Origin of the sequence: Pseudorhodoferax soli (assembly GCF_003337555.1) — a bacterium.
Lineage (GTDB): Bacteria > Pseudomonadota > Gammaproteobacteria > Burkholderiales > Burkholderiaceae_C > Pseudorhodoferax > Pseudorhodoferax soli.
In genome coordinates this window covers 77,403-91,177 of the sequence record NZ_QPJK01000012.1, presented here as the reverse complement: position 1 = coordinate 91,177, position 13,775 = coordinate 77,403, and the positions used below count along the sequence as shown (strand labels likewise).

Sequence of the window (13,775 nt, the reverse complement as noted above, 5' to 3'; positions counted from 1 at the left end):
CCTGAGCGCCTGAGCGAGGCGCTACCTATGGGCCGCCGACGTTGTCGGCATTGGTGTTGGCCGGCGGCGAGCGCCTGGGGTCCTTGGGGTCGTAGATGACGGTGCCGGTGCCAACCCCGGCACCCACGCGCGCGCCGCTGTTGCCCACGCCGGTGCTGACACCGACGCCGGCACCTGCCGACACCTGGCCGCGCTGGTTGACGCCCACGCCCACGCCGACCGGCCCGACGCCGGTACCGACGCCGACGTTGACATTGCCGCCCGAACCCACGCCGACGCGCAGCGAGACGCCCGGGAACACCGGCACGCTGATGCCCACGCCTGCCGCGCAACCCCCCAGCACGACGGTGCCCGCGAGGGCGGCGAGGAGGCGGGTGGCGTGGGTCATGGAGGCTTGGACCCTCAGGCCAGCAAGGCGTTCACACGGCGCACGTAGGCCGCGGGATCGTCCGGCAGTCCGCCTTCGGCCAGCAGCGCCTGGTCGAACAGGATGTGGGCCAGGTCGTGGAAGTGCACGGAGCCGTCCAGCTTCTTGACCAGCGGGTGCTCGGCGTTGACCTCCAGCACGGGCTTGACCTCCGGTGCGCTCTGGCCGGCCTGCTTGAGCATGCGCGCGAGCTGCGTGCTCATGCCATGGTCCTGCACCACCAGGCAGGCGGGCGAGTCGACCAGGCGGGTCGTCACGCGCACGTCCTCGGCCTTGTCCTTGAGCGCTTCCTTGAGCTTGGCGAGCAGCGGCTTGAAGGTTTCGGCGGCCTCTTCGGCGGCCTTCTTTTCCTCCTCGTCCTGCAGCTTGCCCAGGTCGACGGCGCCCTTGGCGACGGACTGCAGCGGCGTGCCGTCGAACTCGTTGAGGTAGTTCAGCGCCCACTCGTCCACGCGGTCGGTCATCAGCAGCACCTCGATGCCCTTCTTCTTGAAGACCTCGAGTTGCGGGCTGTTCTTGGCCGCGGCCAGGCTGTCGGCGGTGATGTAGTAGATCGCCTCCTGGCCTTCCTTCATGCGGCTCTTGTAGTCGGCGAAGGAGACCGTGACGGCATCGGACTGCGTGCTCGCGAAGCGCAGCAGCTTGGCCAGGCGTTCGCGGTTGGCGAAGTCCTCGCCCAGGCCTTCCTTGAGCACCGAGCCGAACTCGGCGTAGAAGCGCGCGTACTTGTCGGACTCGTCGGCGAACTGTGCGGCAGCGTCGGCAGCCGTGGCGGTCTTGTCCACCACGTCGGTGACCTCGGCGCTCAGCGCCTCGGTCGGCTCGGGCGCCGGCACGGCATCGCCCGAGCCCACGTCGATCTTGCCTTCCTGGCTCTCGGGCGCGGTCTTCTGCTTCTTGGCCAGGTCTTCCAACATGGAAAGCACGCGGCGCGTGTTGCCATCGCGGATGGCGCGCACGTCGCGGCTTTCCTGCAGCAGCTCGCGGCTCACGTTCAGCGGCAGGTCGGCCGAATCGACCACGCCCTTGACGAAGCGCAGGTAGCTGGGCAGCAGTGCCTCGGCATCGTCCATGATGAACACGCGCTTGACGTAGAGCTTCAGGCCGCCCTTCTTGTCGCGGTTCCACAGGTCCATCGGCGCCTTGCCGGGGATGTAGAGCAGCTGCGTGTACTCGGTGCCGCCTTCCACGCGGTTGTGCGAATGCGCCAGCGGGGCCTCGTGGTCGTAGCTGATCTGCTTGTAGAACTCGGCGTATTCCTCGGCCGTGATGTCCTTCTTGGGGCGCGACCACAGGGCCGTGGCCTTGTTCACGGTCTCCCACTCGTCGGTGAGGACCATGTCGCCGCCCTTGTTGTCCTCGCCTTCCTTCCACTCTTCCTTGCGCATCAGGATGGGCAGCGAGATGTGGTCGGAGTACTTGCCGATGATGGACTTGAGCTTCCAGGTGTTGAGGTATTCCTCGCCTTCGGGGCGCAGGTGCAGCGTGACGCTGGTGCCGCGCAGGGGGCGGTTGATGGTCTCGACCTCGAAGTCGCCCGTGCCGCCGGACACCCAGCGGACGCCCTGGTCGGCCGGCAGCCCGGCGCGGCGCGATTCCACGGTGATCTTGTCGGCGACGATGAAGCCCGAGTAGAAGCCCACGCCGAACTGGCCGATCAGCTGCGCGTCGACCTTCTGGTCGCCCGACAGCTTGCCCATGAACTCCTTGGTGCCGCTCTTGGCGATGGTGCCCAGGTTGGCGATCGCCTCGGCCTCCGACAGGCCGATGCCGTTGTCGGTGATGGTCAGGGTTTTGGCCGCCTTGTCGAAGCTCACACGCACCTGCAGATCGGGCGCGTCTTCGTAGAGCTTGCCGTCGTTCAGGGCTTCGAAGCGCAGCTTGTCGCAGGCGTCCGAGGCATTGGAGATCAGCTCGCGCAGGAAGATCTCGGGGTTGGAGTACAGCGCATGCGTGACGAGGTGCAGCAGCTGGGCCACTTCGGCCTGGAAGGACAGGGTTTGCTTGGTCATGTCGTTGTGTTGTCGGTCGGTTCCGGCGGCGTGCCGGACAGGGGCGCAATTATGGGCGGCGCAAAAGTCTTCAAGTCCGTGAACTAATCTGTCGCGATGTGCCAACTGGTTACAAACTGCGCATTTGTTGTTACGTGTTGCATGCAATTGCGTGTTGAGAATTTTGCCTGCTGGTGCGCGTGCACCGCTTCCTCTTCAAGAAAGACCAACAAATGGACAGCAACATCAAGAAGTGGACGGCCGAATTCCTCGGCACGTTCTGGCTCACGTTCGGCGGCTGCGGCAGCGCGGTGCTGGCGGCCGCGTTCCCGGGCGTGGGCATCGGCCTGCTGGGCGTGTCGCTCGCCTTCGGCCTGACGGTGCTGACGGGCGCCTATGCCTTCGGCCCGATCTCGGGCGGGCACTTCAATCCGGCCGTGTCGGTGGGCCTCGCGGTCGGCGGCCGCTTTCGCTGGGCTGAACTGCCGGGCTACGTGATCGCCCAGGTGCTGGGTGCCGTCGCGGCGGCGGGCGTGCTGTACCTGATCGCCACCGGCAAGCCGGGCTTCGAGGTCGGCGGCTTCGCCAGCAACGGTTTTGGCGAACTCTCGCCCGGCAAGTACAGCATGACCGCCGTGCTGATCGCCGAGGTGGTGCTGACGGCGGTGTTCCTGCTGGTCATCCTGGGCAGCACGGCCAAGCGCGCGCAGGGCGGTTTCGCCGGCCTGTCCATCGGCCTGTGCCTGACGCTGATCCACCTGGTGTCGATCCCGGTGTCCAACACCTCGGTCAACCCGGCGCGCAGCACGGGCCCGGCGCTGTTCGCCAGCACCGGCGCTGTGGACCAGCTGTGGTTGTTCTGGGTGGCGCCTATCGTCGGCGCCGTGCTCGGTGCGCTGATCTACCAGGCCGTGCTCAGCGACGACTGAGGTTCAGAAGCTTTCGCCGGGGGCCAGGTAGCGCCACTGGCCCGGCGGCAACCGGCCCAGCAGCACCCGCCCCATGCGGATGCGCTTGAGGCCCACGACCTTGAGGCCGACCTGCTCGCACATCCGGCGGATCTGCCGCTTCTTGCCCTCCGTCAGCACGAAGCGCAGCTGCTCGGCGTTCTCCCACTCCACCACGGCCGGCTTGAGCGGCTTGCCGTCCAGCGAGAGACCGTGGCGCAGCCGGGCCAGCTGGGCTGCAGGGAACGCGGCGCGCACGTCCAGCGCCTGCTCCCCCCATTGCACGCGCACCAGGTATTCCTTTTCCATGTGCGCGTCCTCGCCGATCAGCTGGCGCGCGATGCGGCCGTCCTGCGTCAGCACCAGGAGGCCCACGGAATCGATGTCCAGCCGGCCGGCCGGGGCCAGCCCGCGCAACTGCGAAGGCGAGAAACGCGTGGGTGTGCGGTCCTCGGCCCAGCGGTTTTGCGCGGTGAAGAGCGTCACGGCCGGGGCGTGCCCGTCTTCGGCCTGGCCGCTGACATAGCCCATGGGCTTGTGCAGCAGGACCGTGACCTGGCGCGCCTGCTGGCCCTGGGCCGCGCGTTCCACCGTGATGCGGTCCGCGCCCGTGACCTTCTGGCCCATGGTGGCGGGCTGGCCGTTCACCAGCACCCATCCGCGCTCGATCCAGTCGTCGGCCTCGCGGCGCGAGCACAGGCCCTGGTCGGCCATGCGCTTGTTCAGGCGCACGGCCTCGGCCGGGCCGGCGGTGGTGGCCGCGACGGCTTTTGGAATGCGGCGGATCGCCGGCGGAGAGGGGGGCTTGGGAGCGTTCATGCAAAAGTCCGGCGCGGGCGCTGCGGGCGGCGGCGAGTCTACGCCACGCCCATCGGCCGCATGGTTTCCCGGGCCCCGGCGGCCGACGTGCTGCGCGCATGCACGCTAAAATTTCTGCCCTCGCCGCGCGGCACTTGGCCGCTGCGGCGAACGGGTCCGGCGCGTACGCGCCTCTTGACCTGCCTCTGACCGGCTGGCTGCGCCGATCGCCAGTTTGCCGATCCCCGCGAGAGGCAAACGCCCCGGGTCGGCGCTTTCCCTCTTTCCGTCCCAACTGTTGCCAGTCGGCCAGCCGTCTGGCGTGTGCGCCCGGCCAAGGCGGCCGGGTGGTGTCGTGAACCGAAGGCCGTGGCTGCCGCAGCAGCGCTGCCATGGCGAGGAGCTTTTACATGAGCAAGGAAGAACTGATTGAGATGCGTGGCAAGGTCGACGAGGTCCTGCCCGACTCGCGCTTTCGCGTGACGCTGGAGAACGGCCACCAGCTCGTCGCCTACACCGGCGGCAAGATGCGCAAGCACCGCATCCGCATCCTGGCCGGCGACAACGTCTCGCTCGAGCTGTCGCCCTACGACCTGACCAAGGGCCGCATCACCTTCCGGCATCTTGAATCGCGCGGTCCTGCGCCGGCGTTCCGGCCGGGATCGCGCTGATCGGGTGACAAAAACGTCAGGGTGGTGTTCCATAAATGGCGGGAACAGGGGCACGGGCGCCAGCGATGCATGGAAAAGCGAGAAAAATGTCGCAATTCAGGCTACAAAAGGCCCCGATTCGACCCTGGCACGCAACCTGCACAGAAGTGCCGGTTGTCTATCCACCAGTTTTGAGGAGTTCCGAATGAAGCGTTCCATGCGCACCATGCAGAAGGGTTTCACCCTGATCGAACTGATGATCGTGGTCGCGATCATCGGCATCCTGGCGGCGGTGGCGCTGCCGGCGTATCAGGATTACACGAAGAAGGCCAAGATGTCGGAGATCATCCTGGCAGCTTCGGGATGTAGAACAACGATCACTGAGGCATATCAGTCGGCATCAGGAGCTAGTGCTGCACCAGCTGCGGGCGGCTGGGGTTGTGAAAGCGCGTCGCAGACGAGTAAGTATGTCTCTGCGATTCAGACAAACGGAAACGGCATGGTTCGTGTAACCATCAACACCGGTATCGATGCTGCTCTAAATGGAAAGTTTGTTTACCTCGTTCCGCAAGATAATAATGGTAATGTTTTGACGACGACTAATATTCCCGCGCAAATCGGTCAATGGGTCTGTGGCGTGCCCAGTGCAGACACTGCGGCTGTAGGAAAATTTCTTCCCGGTTCTTGCAAGACTGTTGTGACACCTTCTGGCACTTTTGCTCCTTGAGAGCTTAATGCACCGGAAAGCGCGCCTCGGCGCGCTTTTTTTTGACCTCTGGATTCTTTGAGAATGTCCGTCGCCTTGGCTTTGGCTGGAATCGGCTTCCTTTTGAGTTGGTTGCTGCCAAATCACTACGCCCCCTGGGCGTCATTCTGGCAAGACGTTTCTGCCGCATTGGGTCTTATGGCCTTGTGGGCTTTAAGCATTCTTTGTTCGGCGCGTAACATCCGTGTCTCTTGGCTTTCTCTCGGTGCAGCGCTTGTTGCAGTCGTTCCATTAATCCAGTGGGCCTGCGGCCAAGTCTATTTTTTCGGCGATGCGGTCATCGTCTGTCTCTACTTGATAGGTTTTTCGCTTGCAGTTGCAACCCCTACTTTCTCACCCGCTGAGGCGGAGCTAATAATTGAGCCGCTAGTGATTGCTTGCATTGCCGCATGTGTTTTGTCAGTTGGCCTCGCAATTTCTCAGTGGCTGAATATCGGCCGCACGTCCATTTTTTTTGTCGACATGCCCCCCAACGCTCGGCCATACGCTAATCTGGCTCAGCCAAATCAACTGGCAACTCTGCTGTTGCTTGGAGTTGTCGGGGCCCTGTGGTCCCTGCAAAAAGAGTGGATAGGCCGCTTCGGTGCAGGGTTGGCGATTGCTTGGTTTTGCTTTGGCATTGCAGTTACCCAGTCGCGGTCGGCATGGGCCGGAATGGCAGTTTTGGTGATCTGGTTGCTTGTCGTGCAGAGGCGGGCAAATATCAAAATTGGTCGCGTCGCAATTGCCGTTGTGGGGGGACACTTTTTTCTGTTTGTACTTGCTTGGCCCACGCTATGTGATTGGTTATTTCTCTCAGCAAATAGAAGCTTGGCAGATCAGGCCAAGGCGGGTGTGCGGGTGCCGCTATGGGCGGCAATGTTGGACGCCATCGGACGGGAGCCTTGGATAGGCTATGGATGGAATCAGGTGTCTGTTGCCCAATTCAAAGTTGCCGACGCTCACGCACCGATCAATCAATGGTTTGAAGACGCACATAATCTGATTATTGAGCTGTTCGTAACGAATGGAGTTCTTGTGGGAGGTCTAATAGCGGTGAGTTTGACGCTGTGGCTCTGGCGTCATCTGTACGCCTGCAAAGATGCTGCTTCCGCATTGGCGCTTGGTGGAATCCTTGTAGTCGGTGTGCATGCCATGTTTGAGTTTCCCTTGGACTATGCGTACTTTCTGCTGCCAACCGGATTGCTCGCAGGCTTGGTAGAGGGGAGGTCGACACCTCGCAAGTCTATTGTGTTGCCGCGTGTCCTGGTGATCGTGGTTGGAGTCGTCGCAGCAACGCTACTGGCACGAGTGGTGTATGAGTATCTTGAGGTGGAGAAAAGGCATCGCGACATGCGTTTTGAGATGGCTGGGTTTGGGCCATCATTTGACCAGTCTAATGCTATCCAATTGCGGTTGTTGACCCAGTTTGACGAGATCTCGAATTTTGCGAAATCGCGCGCCGTCCGAAATATGTCCCAAGAGCAATTGGATGAAATGAAAAAAATGGCGGAGCGCTTTGGGTTTCCGCCTGTATTGTTTAGATATGCCTTAGCAGCGGGTTTAAATGGAGATCCTGCCACGGCGGAGAGAACACTGAATGTTTTATGTCGCGTCCACGCTGTTGAACTCTGCGTTGAAGGAGTAACCGCCTGGCATGCCATGGCGCAGGGCGACTATCCCGAGCTCCGAGCCGTCAAAGTGCCAGACTTAAAAGGTGAGATCCAAATGACACCACTGCAAATATTCCGACCTTCGATACCGGCGCCGCCGTGACCTCGCGACGCGGAACGTCGAGTAGGCCCATGTGGGCTGCGTGTGTTTTTGTCGGTTGCGCGCTCCCTTGGCTTAGCGCCATCTCTTTTGGTCCTGTCCCGGCAGTCCCACCTTGGCTATTCACAGCCTTCGCGGTTGCCCTTTGCACTTTGGCTGCAATCCAGCATGGGCAACCGCGCGCTTATATGTTCGTCGTGTGCATGTATGGCTCAATTGCGCTTCTACTCGTTCTATGGCCACGGAGCGTTGCGCTGGTCCCTTACGAAGCACTTGCTGTGACCGGGGCGTTCGCCCTTATCGCTTTAGGGGCTGCGCTGCCGCGCTGGCGCCGACCACGCGTAGCCATCGGCGTCAAATCGTGGTCCTGGTTCTGGTGGTGCGCATTTCTTCCCTGGATCCTCGCAGCTCTAATCAGCAGTGCAATGGCCCTACTGCAATACTTTGGCTATGCCGCGCTGCTCGCGCCATGGGTAAATTCGGCGCCGGCCGGTGAGGCCTTTGCCAATTTACGCCAGCGTAACCAGTTCGCCTCGCTGACCAATATCGCCTTGGCGACCGTGTTGGCAACCTGTGTCATTTCACCGCGGCACTGCGAGTGGGGCCGGCGCACCTCAGTCGTTGCCGCCGTCGCCCTGTTAGTGGTTGCCAATGCCGCCACAGCCTCGCGCACCGGGCTACTACAGCTGGGGATGCTGGCCGTGGCAGCCTTATTTTGGCGTCGAGACGCCCGCACCGCGACACGGCTCGGCAGCATGCTCGCCTGCTACGCCATCGCCACACTCGCACTCCCCTGGCTCGCCAACCTCGACCCCGCCACCCACGGCATGCTTTCCCGACTGCGCGAAGGCGACGCCCTGTGCTCCAGCCGCATCACCCTGTGGCGCAACGTGCTCCACCTGATCGCCGCCAAGCCCTGGCTCGGCTGGGGTTGGGGCGAGCTCGACTACGCGCACTACATCACCCTGTACGACGGCCCGCGCTTCTGCGACATCCTCGACAACGCCCACAACCTGCCCCTCCACCTGGCCGTGGAACTGGGCATTCCGGCCGCGCTGCTGGTGTGCGGCGGCGTCGTGGTGTGGGTCCTGCGGGCCAAGCCCTGGCGCGAGACGGATCCCGTGCGCCGCGCCGCCTGGATGGTGTTGGCCGTCATTGGCGTGCACAGCCTGCTGGAATATCCGCTCTGGTATGGCCCCTTCCAACTGGCCCTGGGCTTGTGCCTGGGCCTGTTGTGGCGCGATGACCCCGCCGCCCGGCCGGCCCCGGCGGCCATGCGCCACGCGCCCACGCTGTTGGCGGTGCTGGCGCTCGCCCTGGTCGCCTACGCCGCCTGGGACTACCGCCGCATCAGCCAGATCTACCTGCAGCCCGCACAGCGCGCGCCCGCCTACCGCGACGACACGCTGGCCAAGGTGCAGCAGAGCTGGCTGTACCAGCGCCAGGTGCGCTTCGCCGTGCTCGGTGTGTCGGAGGTGACGCCGGACAGCGCTGCGTTCGTGCACGCCCTGGCGACCGAACTGCTGCATTTCTCGCCAGAGCCGCGCGTCATCGAGAAGCTGCTGGACAGTGCGCAGCTGCTGGGGTTGCAGAGCGAAGTGGAGTTCCACAAGCCGCGCTTTGCAGCGGCATTTCCCAAGGACTACGCGCGCTGGCTGGCCGCTCAGGCAGCCGACCCGGCCGCCAGGTAGTCGCCCGACTTGCCGCCGCGCTTCTCCAGCAGCCGCACGTCCGTCATGACCATGCCGCGGTCGGCCGCCTTGCACATGTCGTAGATGGTCAGGAGGCCGACCTGCACGGCCGTCAGGGCCTCCATCTCCACGCCCGTGGGGCCGATGGTCTCGGCCGTCACCGTGCAATCGACCCAGGCTGCGGCATCGCCCTCGCCAGGCAGCGCGAACTCGACAGCCACGCGCGTCAGCGCGAGGGGGTGGCACAGCGGAATCAACTCGCTGGTCTTCTTGGCCGCCTGGATCGCGGCGATGCGCGCGATGCCCAGCACGTCGCCTTTCTTGGCGTTGCCCTGGCGGATCAAGGCCAGCGTGGCCGGCTGCATGGCGATGCGGCCGGTGGCCACGGCCACGCGGCGCGTGGCGGGCTTGTCGGCCACGTCCACCATGTGGGCCTGGCCGTGGGTGTCGAAATGTGTCAGCGTGCTCATGGGCGGAGGAGTCGAAGGCGCTGCGGCCAAGGACTGAACCCGGCGCCGGATCGCGCATCATAGAGGGCATGGTTTCCACATTCCTGCGTGGTGCGCAGCGCCTCCTTTGCGTGGTGCTGGCCGGCACGATGACCCTGGCCGCGGCCCAGGGCCTGCCCAGCCTGGGCGATGGCAGCTCGATGACGACAGCGGCCGAGCGCAAGCTTGGCGCGCGCATTGCGCGCGAGCTCTACCGCGATCCGGACTACATCGACGATGCCGTGCTCGAGGACTACGTGCAGAGCATCTGGCAGCCGTTGCTGGCCGCGGCCAGGCAGCGCGGCGAGCTGACTTCCGAGCAGGACGAGCGCTACGCCTGGGAGATCCTCATGGGCCGCGACCGCACCATCAACGCGTTCGCGTTGCCGGGCGGCTATCTGGGGCTGCACCTGGGCCTGATCGGCGCCGTCAGCTCGCGCGATGAACTGGCCTCGGTGCTGGCACACGAACTGACCCATGTGACGCAGCGGCACATCTCGCGCCTGATGGAGCAGTCCTCGCGTGTCACACCCTGGGCCATCGGCGCCATGATCCTGGGGGCGCTGGCCGTCAGCAGAAGTCCCGATGCCGCCAGCGCCGTCATCATGGGTGCCCAGGGCGCGGCCGTGCAGAGCCAGCTGAACTTCTCGCGCGACATGGAGCGCGAGGCCGACCGCATCGGCTACGGCGTGGCGACGCAGGCCGGCTTCGATCCGGCCGGTTTCGTGAGCATGTTCGACAAGCTGCAGCAGGCCAGCAAGCTCAACGACAACGGCTCCTTCCCCTACCTGCGCAGCCACCCGCTGACCACCGAACGCATGGCCGACATGCAGGCCCGCCAGGCCCTGCTGGAACGCCGGCCCGCACCCACGCAGCCCGACCTCGTGCACGGCATGATGGCGGCGCGGGCGCGCGTGCTTTCCAACCCGGGGCCCGATCGGCTGCGTTCCTGGGTCGGCGAAGCCGGCACGCTCGGCCCTGTGCCCGCGGCACAGGCCGCACCGGTGCTGTACGCCGGGGCGCTGTCGGCCAGCCGGCTGCGCGATGACGAGGCGGCACGCGGCCTGGTGCAGCGTTTGCGCGTTGCGGTGCAGGCCGATCCCAAGGCCTTGCGCCAGGCGGCGCTGCTGGACGCTGAGCTGCGGTCGGCAGCCGGTGATGCGGCCGGCGCGCTGGCGGCGCTGGCCGTCATCCCCGCAGACCAGGCCGGCCGGCCCGAACTGCTGCTGGCCGCACCGTTGCAGATCCGCAGTGGCCAGGCGGCCGAGGTGGCGCAGCGCCTGCAGGCCCGCGTCGCCCTGGACGCGCGCGATGCCGCTGCCTGGCAGCAACTGGCCAGCGCCTACGCACAGCAGGGGCAGACGTTGCGTGCCATCCGCGCCGAGGCCGAGCAGCAGGTCGCGCGGCTGGACTATGCCGGCGCGCTCGACCGCTTCAAGGCGGCGCAGAACTACGCGCGCGGGCCGCGCCAGGGCAATGCGCCGGGCGACCACATCGAGGCCTCGATCATCGACGTGCGCGCACGTGCGATCGAAGCCATCGTGAAAGAGCAGGAGAAGGAGCGGCAGGCCGAACGCTGACGGCCCGCCGCGGGCGCGTGGATTACTCCGCGAGCACCAGCGCCAGGCCGAAGATGCCGGCGATGGCGCCCGGCAAGGACCACGGCGGCTGCTTCTTGCCGGCGGCCGGGGCTTCGGCGGCGGGTGCCACCACCGGCTGCATGTCGTGGCCGAGCTTGGGGCGGCGCGCGTCCAGCAGGTGCTGCGAGCGGTGCTCGGCAGCCAACTGCGCCTGCAGTTCCGTGAGCGGGCCCTTGGCCAGCACCTCGGTGATGCGGTCACCGCGCTGGCGCAGCCACGGCGAGACCTCGTTGAACAGCTTGTCCGACCATTTGGCGCGCCAGTTCTCGCGCGCGCTGTGGCTGACCCATTTGCTGATGCGGTGCGTCATGCGCGGCGCGCAGGCCACCAGCACCCAGTGGACCGGGGGCAGTTGCGTGTCCGTCGCGCCGGCATCGAGCACAGAGGCCAGTTGCTGCCTGGCGTAGGCCGCGTCGTCGATGTAAACAATGACCGTTTCCATGGAGGCCTCCTGGTTCGGCGGACTGTCGTCAAGGCAGGGGGCTGCCGCCGCAGCCCCGTGCCTGGCCTTCACCCGTTCAGGCCGCTTGTTGCTTGCCGGCGCTGCGGCGCTCCTTGAGCCAGCCTGCACCCAGCACGCCGACGATCACGGTGGCCGTCAGGCCCCAGCGCAGCGCAGGATTGTCGGTGAACGTGGAGCCGAGCACGGGCTCGTTCACGATCATCTTGGCGGCCGTGAAGGCCAGCACCGCGGCACCGATCTTGATGATCATCGGGAAGCGCTCGACCAGCTTCAGAACCATGGTGCTGCCGAACACCACGATGGGCACGCTGATGAGCAGGCCGATAACCACCAGGTCCATGGCGCCGTGGGCCGCACCGGCCACGCCCAGCACGTTGTCCACGCCCATCAGCGCGTCGGCAATCATGATGGTCTTCATCGCGCCCCAGAAGGTGGTGGCCATGGGGCCGTGGCCTTCCTCGTCGCCGTGGTTGTCGGCCAGCAGCTTGTAGGCGATCCAGACCAGGCCGATGCCGCCGACCAGCATGAGGCCGGGCACCTTGAGCAGCCAGACCACACCCAGCGTCATCACGGCACGCACGGCGATGGCGCCGACCGTGCCCCAGATCACCGCCTTCTTCTGCAAATGCTGCGGCAGGTTGCGGGCGGCCAGGGCGATGACGATGGCGTTGTCGCCCGCGAGCACCAGGTCGATGAGGATGATGGCCAGCAACGCCGACCACCATGCGGTGGACATGAACTCCATGAACAAAACTCTCCGTGTTGTAGATCAAGTACAACCAGAAACAGGCGAGCCCGGCGGAGTTGGTGGATGCAATGCCACCGCAAGCGCACTTCGACCCGCCCGTTTCAGGCTTGGATCGAAGGTCTTGCTCGGCATGTGTTTGTCCGATGTCTGCCCGACCTGCCGGAAGTCATGCTTCGTAATGACGGCTCGGTCGAAACGGCTGCGGCGGCTCTCCTCAACGGATGGCCTCCCTGCGTCGCAGCCAGTGGGAGCTACTCCCCTTCGCGGCGCGGATTAGAGCATCGGCCGCAGCATCTGCTGGCAAGTCCCCGCGCCGCGCAAGGGGCTTGACTGCGTGGCCGAAAGGCCACTACGCGCGCGCCTGCCTGGAACCGCGGCGACCGGCGCTATGATCCGCGCCCCTATGGCTGGCATCCACATCACCGACATCGAAGCCGCCATCAACTTCTGGCGCGAGCGCACACCCTCGCCCGATGGCGTCACCCTCGGGCCGCAGGTGCGGGCTCTGGCCGAGGTCTATGCGCTGATGGTGTACTACCACGAGGACGAAGCCGACGAGGCCACCATGCCGGCCCAGGCGCGGCAGGCCTGGCTCGACTGGTATGCCACCCAGCCCGACACGCCCTGCATCGCGATCTGCTCCACCAGCCAGGGCGACGACGACTGCAAAGGCTGCGGGCGGACCTTCGAGGAGGTGCAGCTGTGGCCGGAGATGTCGCCGGCCGAGAAGCGGGCCACCTGGCGCCGCATCACGCTGCACGGCCAGGCCTGGCGCTTCAACCGCTATGCCGAACGGGCGACCGAGAACAAGGCCGCCGACACAGCCGCCGACGAACCCGACCCCGCCTGATCAGGGCTGCCAGCGTTCGCAGGCGAGTTCGAGGCTGGTGCTGGCATTGGACAGCAGCAGCTGGCCGTCCTGCACCGTGGCCTGCAGCTGCATGCTGCGTTCGGCCATCGTGGCCAGGGCCTGGCTGGTGGCCGTGGGAATGCGCCAGACCGTGAGCTTGTCCTGCCGCGCGAGCTTGCCGCGGATGCCTTGCCACCAGATCTCGGCCGAGCTTTGGTAGGCGTAGACCGCCACCGCGTCGGACTTGCCGCAGGCCTTGGCCAGCGCACGTTCCTCGGGCAGGCCGACCTCGATCCAGAGCCGCGCCTGGCCGGTGTAGTCGCGCAGGATCACGTCCGGGTCGTCCGGATCTGAGAGGCCCGCGCCGAAACCCAGCGTGCCGTCACCGTTGCAGACCGTCTGCAGCGCGTGCGCGTGGAGCGCCAGCGCAGCCAGCCGGACCATCATGCGTTCGTCGGTCTCGCTCGGATGGCGGGCCAGCGTGAAGGCGTGGTCGGCGTAGTAGCCGTGGTCGATGTCGGCGATCGACAGCGCGGCCTTGAAGACCGTGGACTTGAGCGCCAC

General features: G+C 65.5%; 14 protein-coding genes. 7 read left to right on the top strand and 7 right to left on the bottom strand.

What is annotated here, in order from left to right:
* Positions 1-25 precede the first annotated feature (25 nt).
* Positions 26-388 (bottom strand): hypothetical protein, encoded by a 363-nt coding sequence (locus DES41_RS32300; protein WP_114471735.1) that lies wholly within the window; start codon positions 386-388, stop codon positions 26-28.
* A 14-nt stretch (positions 389-402) separates the two neighbouring features.
* Complete coding sequence (gene htpG, locus DES41_RS32295) at positions 403-2,439, bottom strand: molecular chaperone HtpG (protein ID WP_114471734.1); 2,037 nt, start codon at positions 2,437-2,439, stop codon at positions 403-405.
* 212 nt (positions 2,440-2,651) lie between these two features.
* Between htpG and aqpZ the strand changes: the two genes are divergently transcribed.
* Positions 2,652-3,347: an aquaporin Z gene (gene aqpZ, locus DES41_RS32290; RefSeq protein ID WP_114471873.1), complete on the top strand. Its 696-nt coding sequence runs from the start codon at positions 2,652-2,654 to the stop codon at positions 3,345-3,347.
* A 3-nt stretch (positions 3,348-3,350) separates the two neighbouring features.
* On the opposite strand, the gene DES41_RS32285 is transcribed toward aqpZ, so the two are convergent.
* Positions 3,351-4,184 (bottom strand): pseudouridine synthase, encoded by an 834-nt coding sequence (locus DES41_RS32285; RefSeq protein ID WP_114471733.1) that lies wholly within the window; start codon positions 4,182-4,184, stop codon positions 3,351-3,353.
* Between the two features lie 389 nt (positions 4,185-4,573).
* Between DES41_RS32285 and infA the strand changes: the two genes are divergently transcribed.
* The 4 genes from infA (at position 4,574) to DES41_RS32265 (ending at position 9,022) form a co-directional block, all read left to right on the top strand.
* On the top strand, positions 4,574-4,834 hold the full coding sequence (gene infA / locus DES41_RS32280) for a translation initiation factor IF-1 (protein WP_114471732.1): 261 nt from the start codon (positions 4,574-4,576) through the stop codon (positions 4,832-4,834).
* Positions 4,835-5,039: 205 nt separating this feature from the next.
* Positions 5,040-5,540 carry a pilin gene (locus DES41_RS32275; RefSeq protein WP_425466413.1) on the top strand — a complete coding sequence of 167 codons (501 nt, stop codon included), beginning with the start codon at positions 5,040-5,042 and terminating at the stop codon, positions 5,538-5,540.
* 63 nt (positions 5,541-5,603) lie between these two features.
* Positions 5,604-7,334 carry a PglL family O-oligosaccharyltransferase gene (locus DES41_RS32270; RefSeq protein WP_114471730.1) on the top strand — a complete coding sequence of 577 codons (1,731 nt, stop codon included), beginning with the start codon at positions 5,604-5,606 and terminating at the stop codon, positions 7,332-7,334.
* A 422-nt stretch (positions 7,335-7,756) separates the two neighbouring features.
* Positions 7,757-9,022, top strand: a complete 1,266-nt coding sequence (locus tag DES41_RS32265; protein ID WP_245965966.1) for a PglL family O-oligosaccharyltransferase — start codon at positions 7,757-7,759, stop codon at positions 9,020-9,022.
* On the opposite strand, the gene moaC is transcribed toward DES41_RS32265, so the two are convergent.
* Complete coding sequence (gene moaC, locus DES41_RS32260) at positions 8,995-9,492, bottom strand: cyclic pyranopterin monophosphate synthase MoaC (RefSeq protein ID WP_114471729.1); 498 nt, start codon at positions 9,490-9,492, stop codon at positions 8,995-8,997. The two genes, DES41_RS32265 and moaC, sit on opposite strands and share 28 nt — an antisense overlap.
* A 68-nt stretch (positions 9,493-9,560) precedes the next feature.
* Between moaC and DES41_RS32255 the strand changes: the two genes are divergently transcribed.
* Positions 9,561-11,090, top strand: a complete 1,530-nt coding sequence (locus DES41_RS32255; RefSeq protein WP_425466411.1) for a M48 family metalloprotease — start codon at positions 9,561-9,563, stop codon at positions 11,088-11,090.
* 22 nt (positions 11,091-11,112) lie between these two features.
* Here DES41_RS32255 and DES41_RS32250 read toward each other — a convergent pair whose 3' ends face one another.
* Positions 11,113-11,592 carry a hypothetical protein gene (locus DES41_RS32250; RefSeq protein WP_114471728.1) on the bottom strand — a complete coding sequence of 160 codons (480 nt, stop codon included), beginning with the start codon at positions 11,590-11,592 and terminating at the stop codon, positions 11,113-11,115.
* A gap of 76 nt (positions 11,593-11,668) precedes the next feature.
* Positions 11,669-12,358, bottom strand: coding sequence for a TerC family protein (locus tag DES41_RS32245; protein ID WP_114471870.1), 690 nt, complete (start codon positions 12,356-12,358; stop codon positions 11,669-11,671).
* A gap of 406 nt (positions 12,359-12,764) precedes the next feature.
* On the opposite strand from DES41_RS32245, the gene DES41_RS32240 reads away from it, so the two are divergent.
* Entirely contained in the window at positions 12,765-13,211 is a 447-nt protein-coding gene (locus DES41_RS32240) for a DUF3717 domain-containing protein (RefSeq protein WP_114471727.1), read from the top strand.
* Here the strand turns inward: DES41_RS32240 and DES41_RS32235 are convergent, their stop codons facing one another.
* On the bottom strand, positions 13,212-13,775 hold the full coding sequence (locus tag DES41_RS32235) for a YaeQ family protein (RefSeq protein WP_114471726.1): 564 nt from the start codon (positions 13,773-13,775) through the stop codon (positions 13,212-13,214).

What these genes read in the sequence shown, in the direction of transcription:
- DES41_RS32300 (WP_114471735.1), bottom strand. Translation starts at nt 388, where the DNA reads ATGACCCACGCCACCCGCCTCCTCGCCGCCCTCGCGGGCACCGTCGTG.
- htpG (WP_114471734.1), bottom strand. Translation starts at nt 2,439, where the DNA reads ATGACCAAGCAAACCCTGTCCTTCCAGGCCGAAGTGGCCCAGCTGCTG.
- aqpZ (WP_114471873.1), top strand. Translation starts at nt 2,652, where the DNA reads ATGGACAGCAACATCAAGAAGTGGACGGCCGAATTCCTCGGCACGTTC.
- DES41_RS32285 (WP_114471733.1), bottom strand. Translation starts at nt 4,184, where the DNA reads ATGAACGCTCCCAAGCCCCCCTCTCCGCCGGCGATCCGCCGCATTCCA.
- infA (WP_114471732.1), top strand. Translation starts at nt 4,574, where the DNA reads ATGAGCAAGGAAGAACTGATTGAGATGCGTGGCAAGGTCGACGAGGTC.
- DES41_RS32275 (WP_425466413.1), top strand. Translation starts at nt 5,040, where the DNA reads ATGCAGAAGGGTTTCACCCTGATCGAACTGATGATCGTGGTCGCGATC.
- DES41_RS32270 (WP_114471730.1), top strand. Translation starts at nt 5,604, where the DNA reads ATGTCCGTCGCCTTGGCTTTGGCTGGAATCGGCTTCCTTTTGAGTTGG.
- DES41_RS32265 (WP_245965966.1), top strand. Translation starts at nt 7,757, where the DNA reads ATGGCCCTACTGCAATACTTTGGCTATGCCGCGCTGCTCGCGCCATGG.
- moaC (WP_114471729.1), bottom strand. Translation starts at nt 9,492, where the DNA reads ATGAGCACGCTGACACATTTCGACACCCACGGCCAGGCCCACATGGTG.
- DES41_RS32255 (WP_425466411.1), top strand. Translation starts at nt 9,561, where the DNA reads ATGGTTTCCACATTCCTGCGTGGTGCGCAGCGCCTCCTTTGCGTGGTG.
- DES41_RS32250 (WP_114471728.1), bottom strand. Translation starts at nt 11,592, where the DNA reads ATGGAAACGGTCATTGTTTACATCGACGACGCGGCCTACGCCAGGCAG.
- DES41_RS32245 (WP_114471870.1), bottom strand. Translation starts at nt 12,358, where the DNA reads ATGGAGTTCATGTCCACCGCATGGTGGTCGGCGTTGCTGGCCATCATC.
- DES41_RS32240 (WP_114471727.1), top strand. Translation starts at nt 12,765, where the DNA reads ATGGCTGGCATCCACATCACCGACATCGAAGCCGCCATCAACTTCTGG.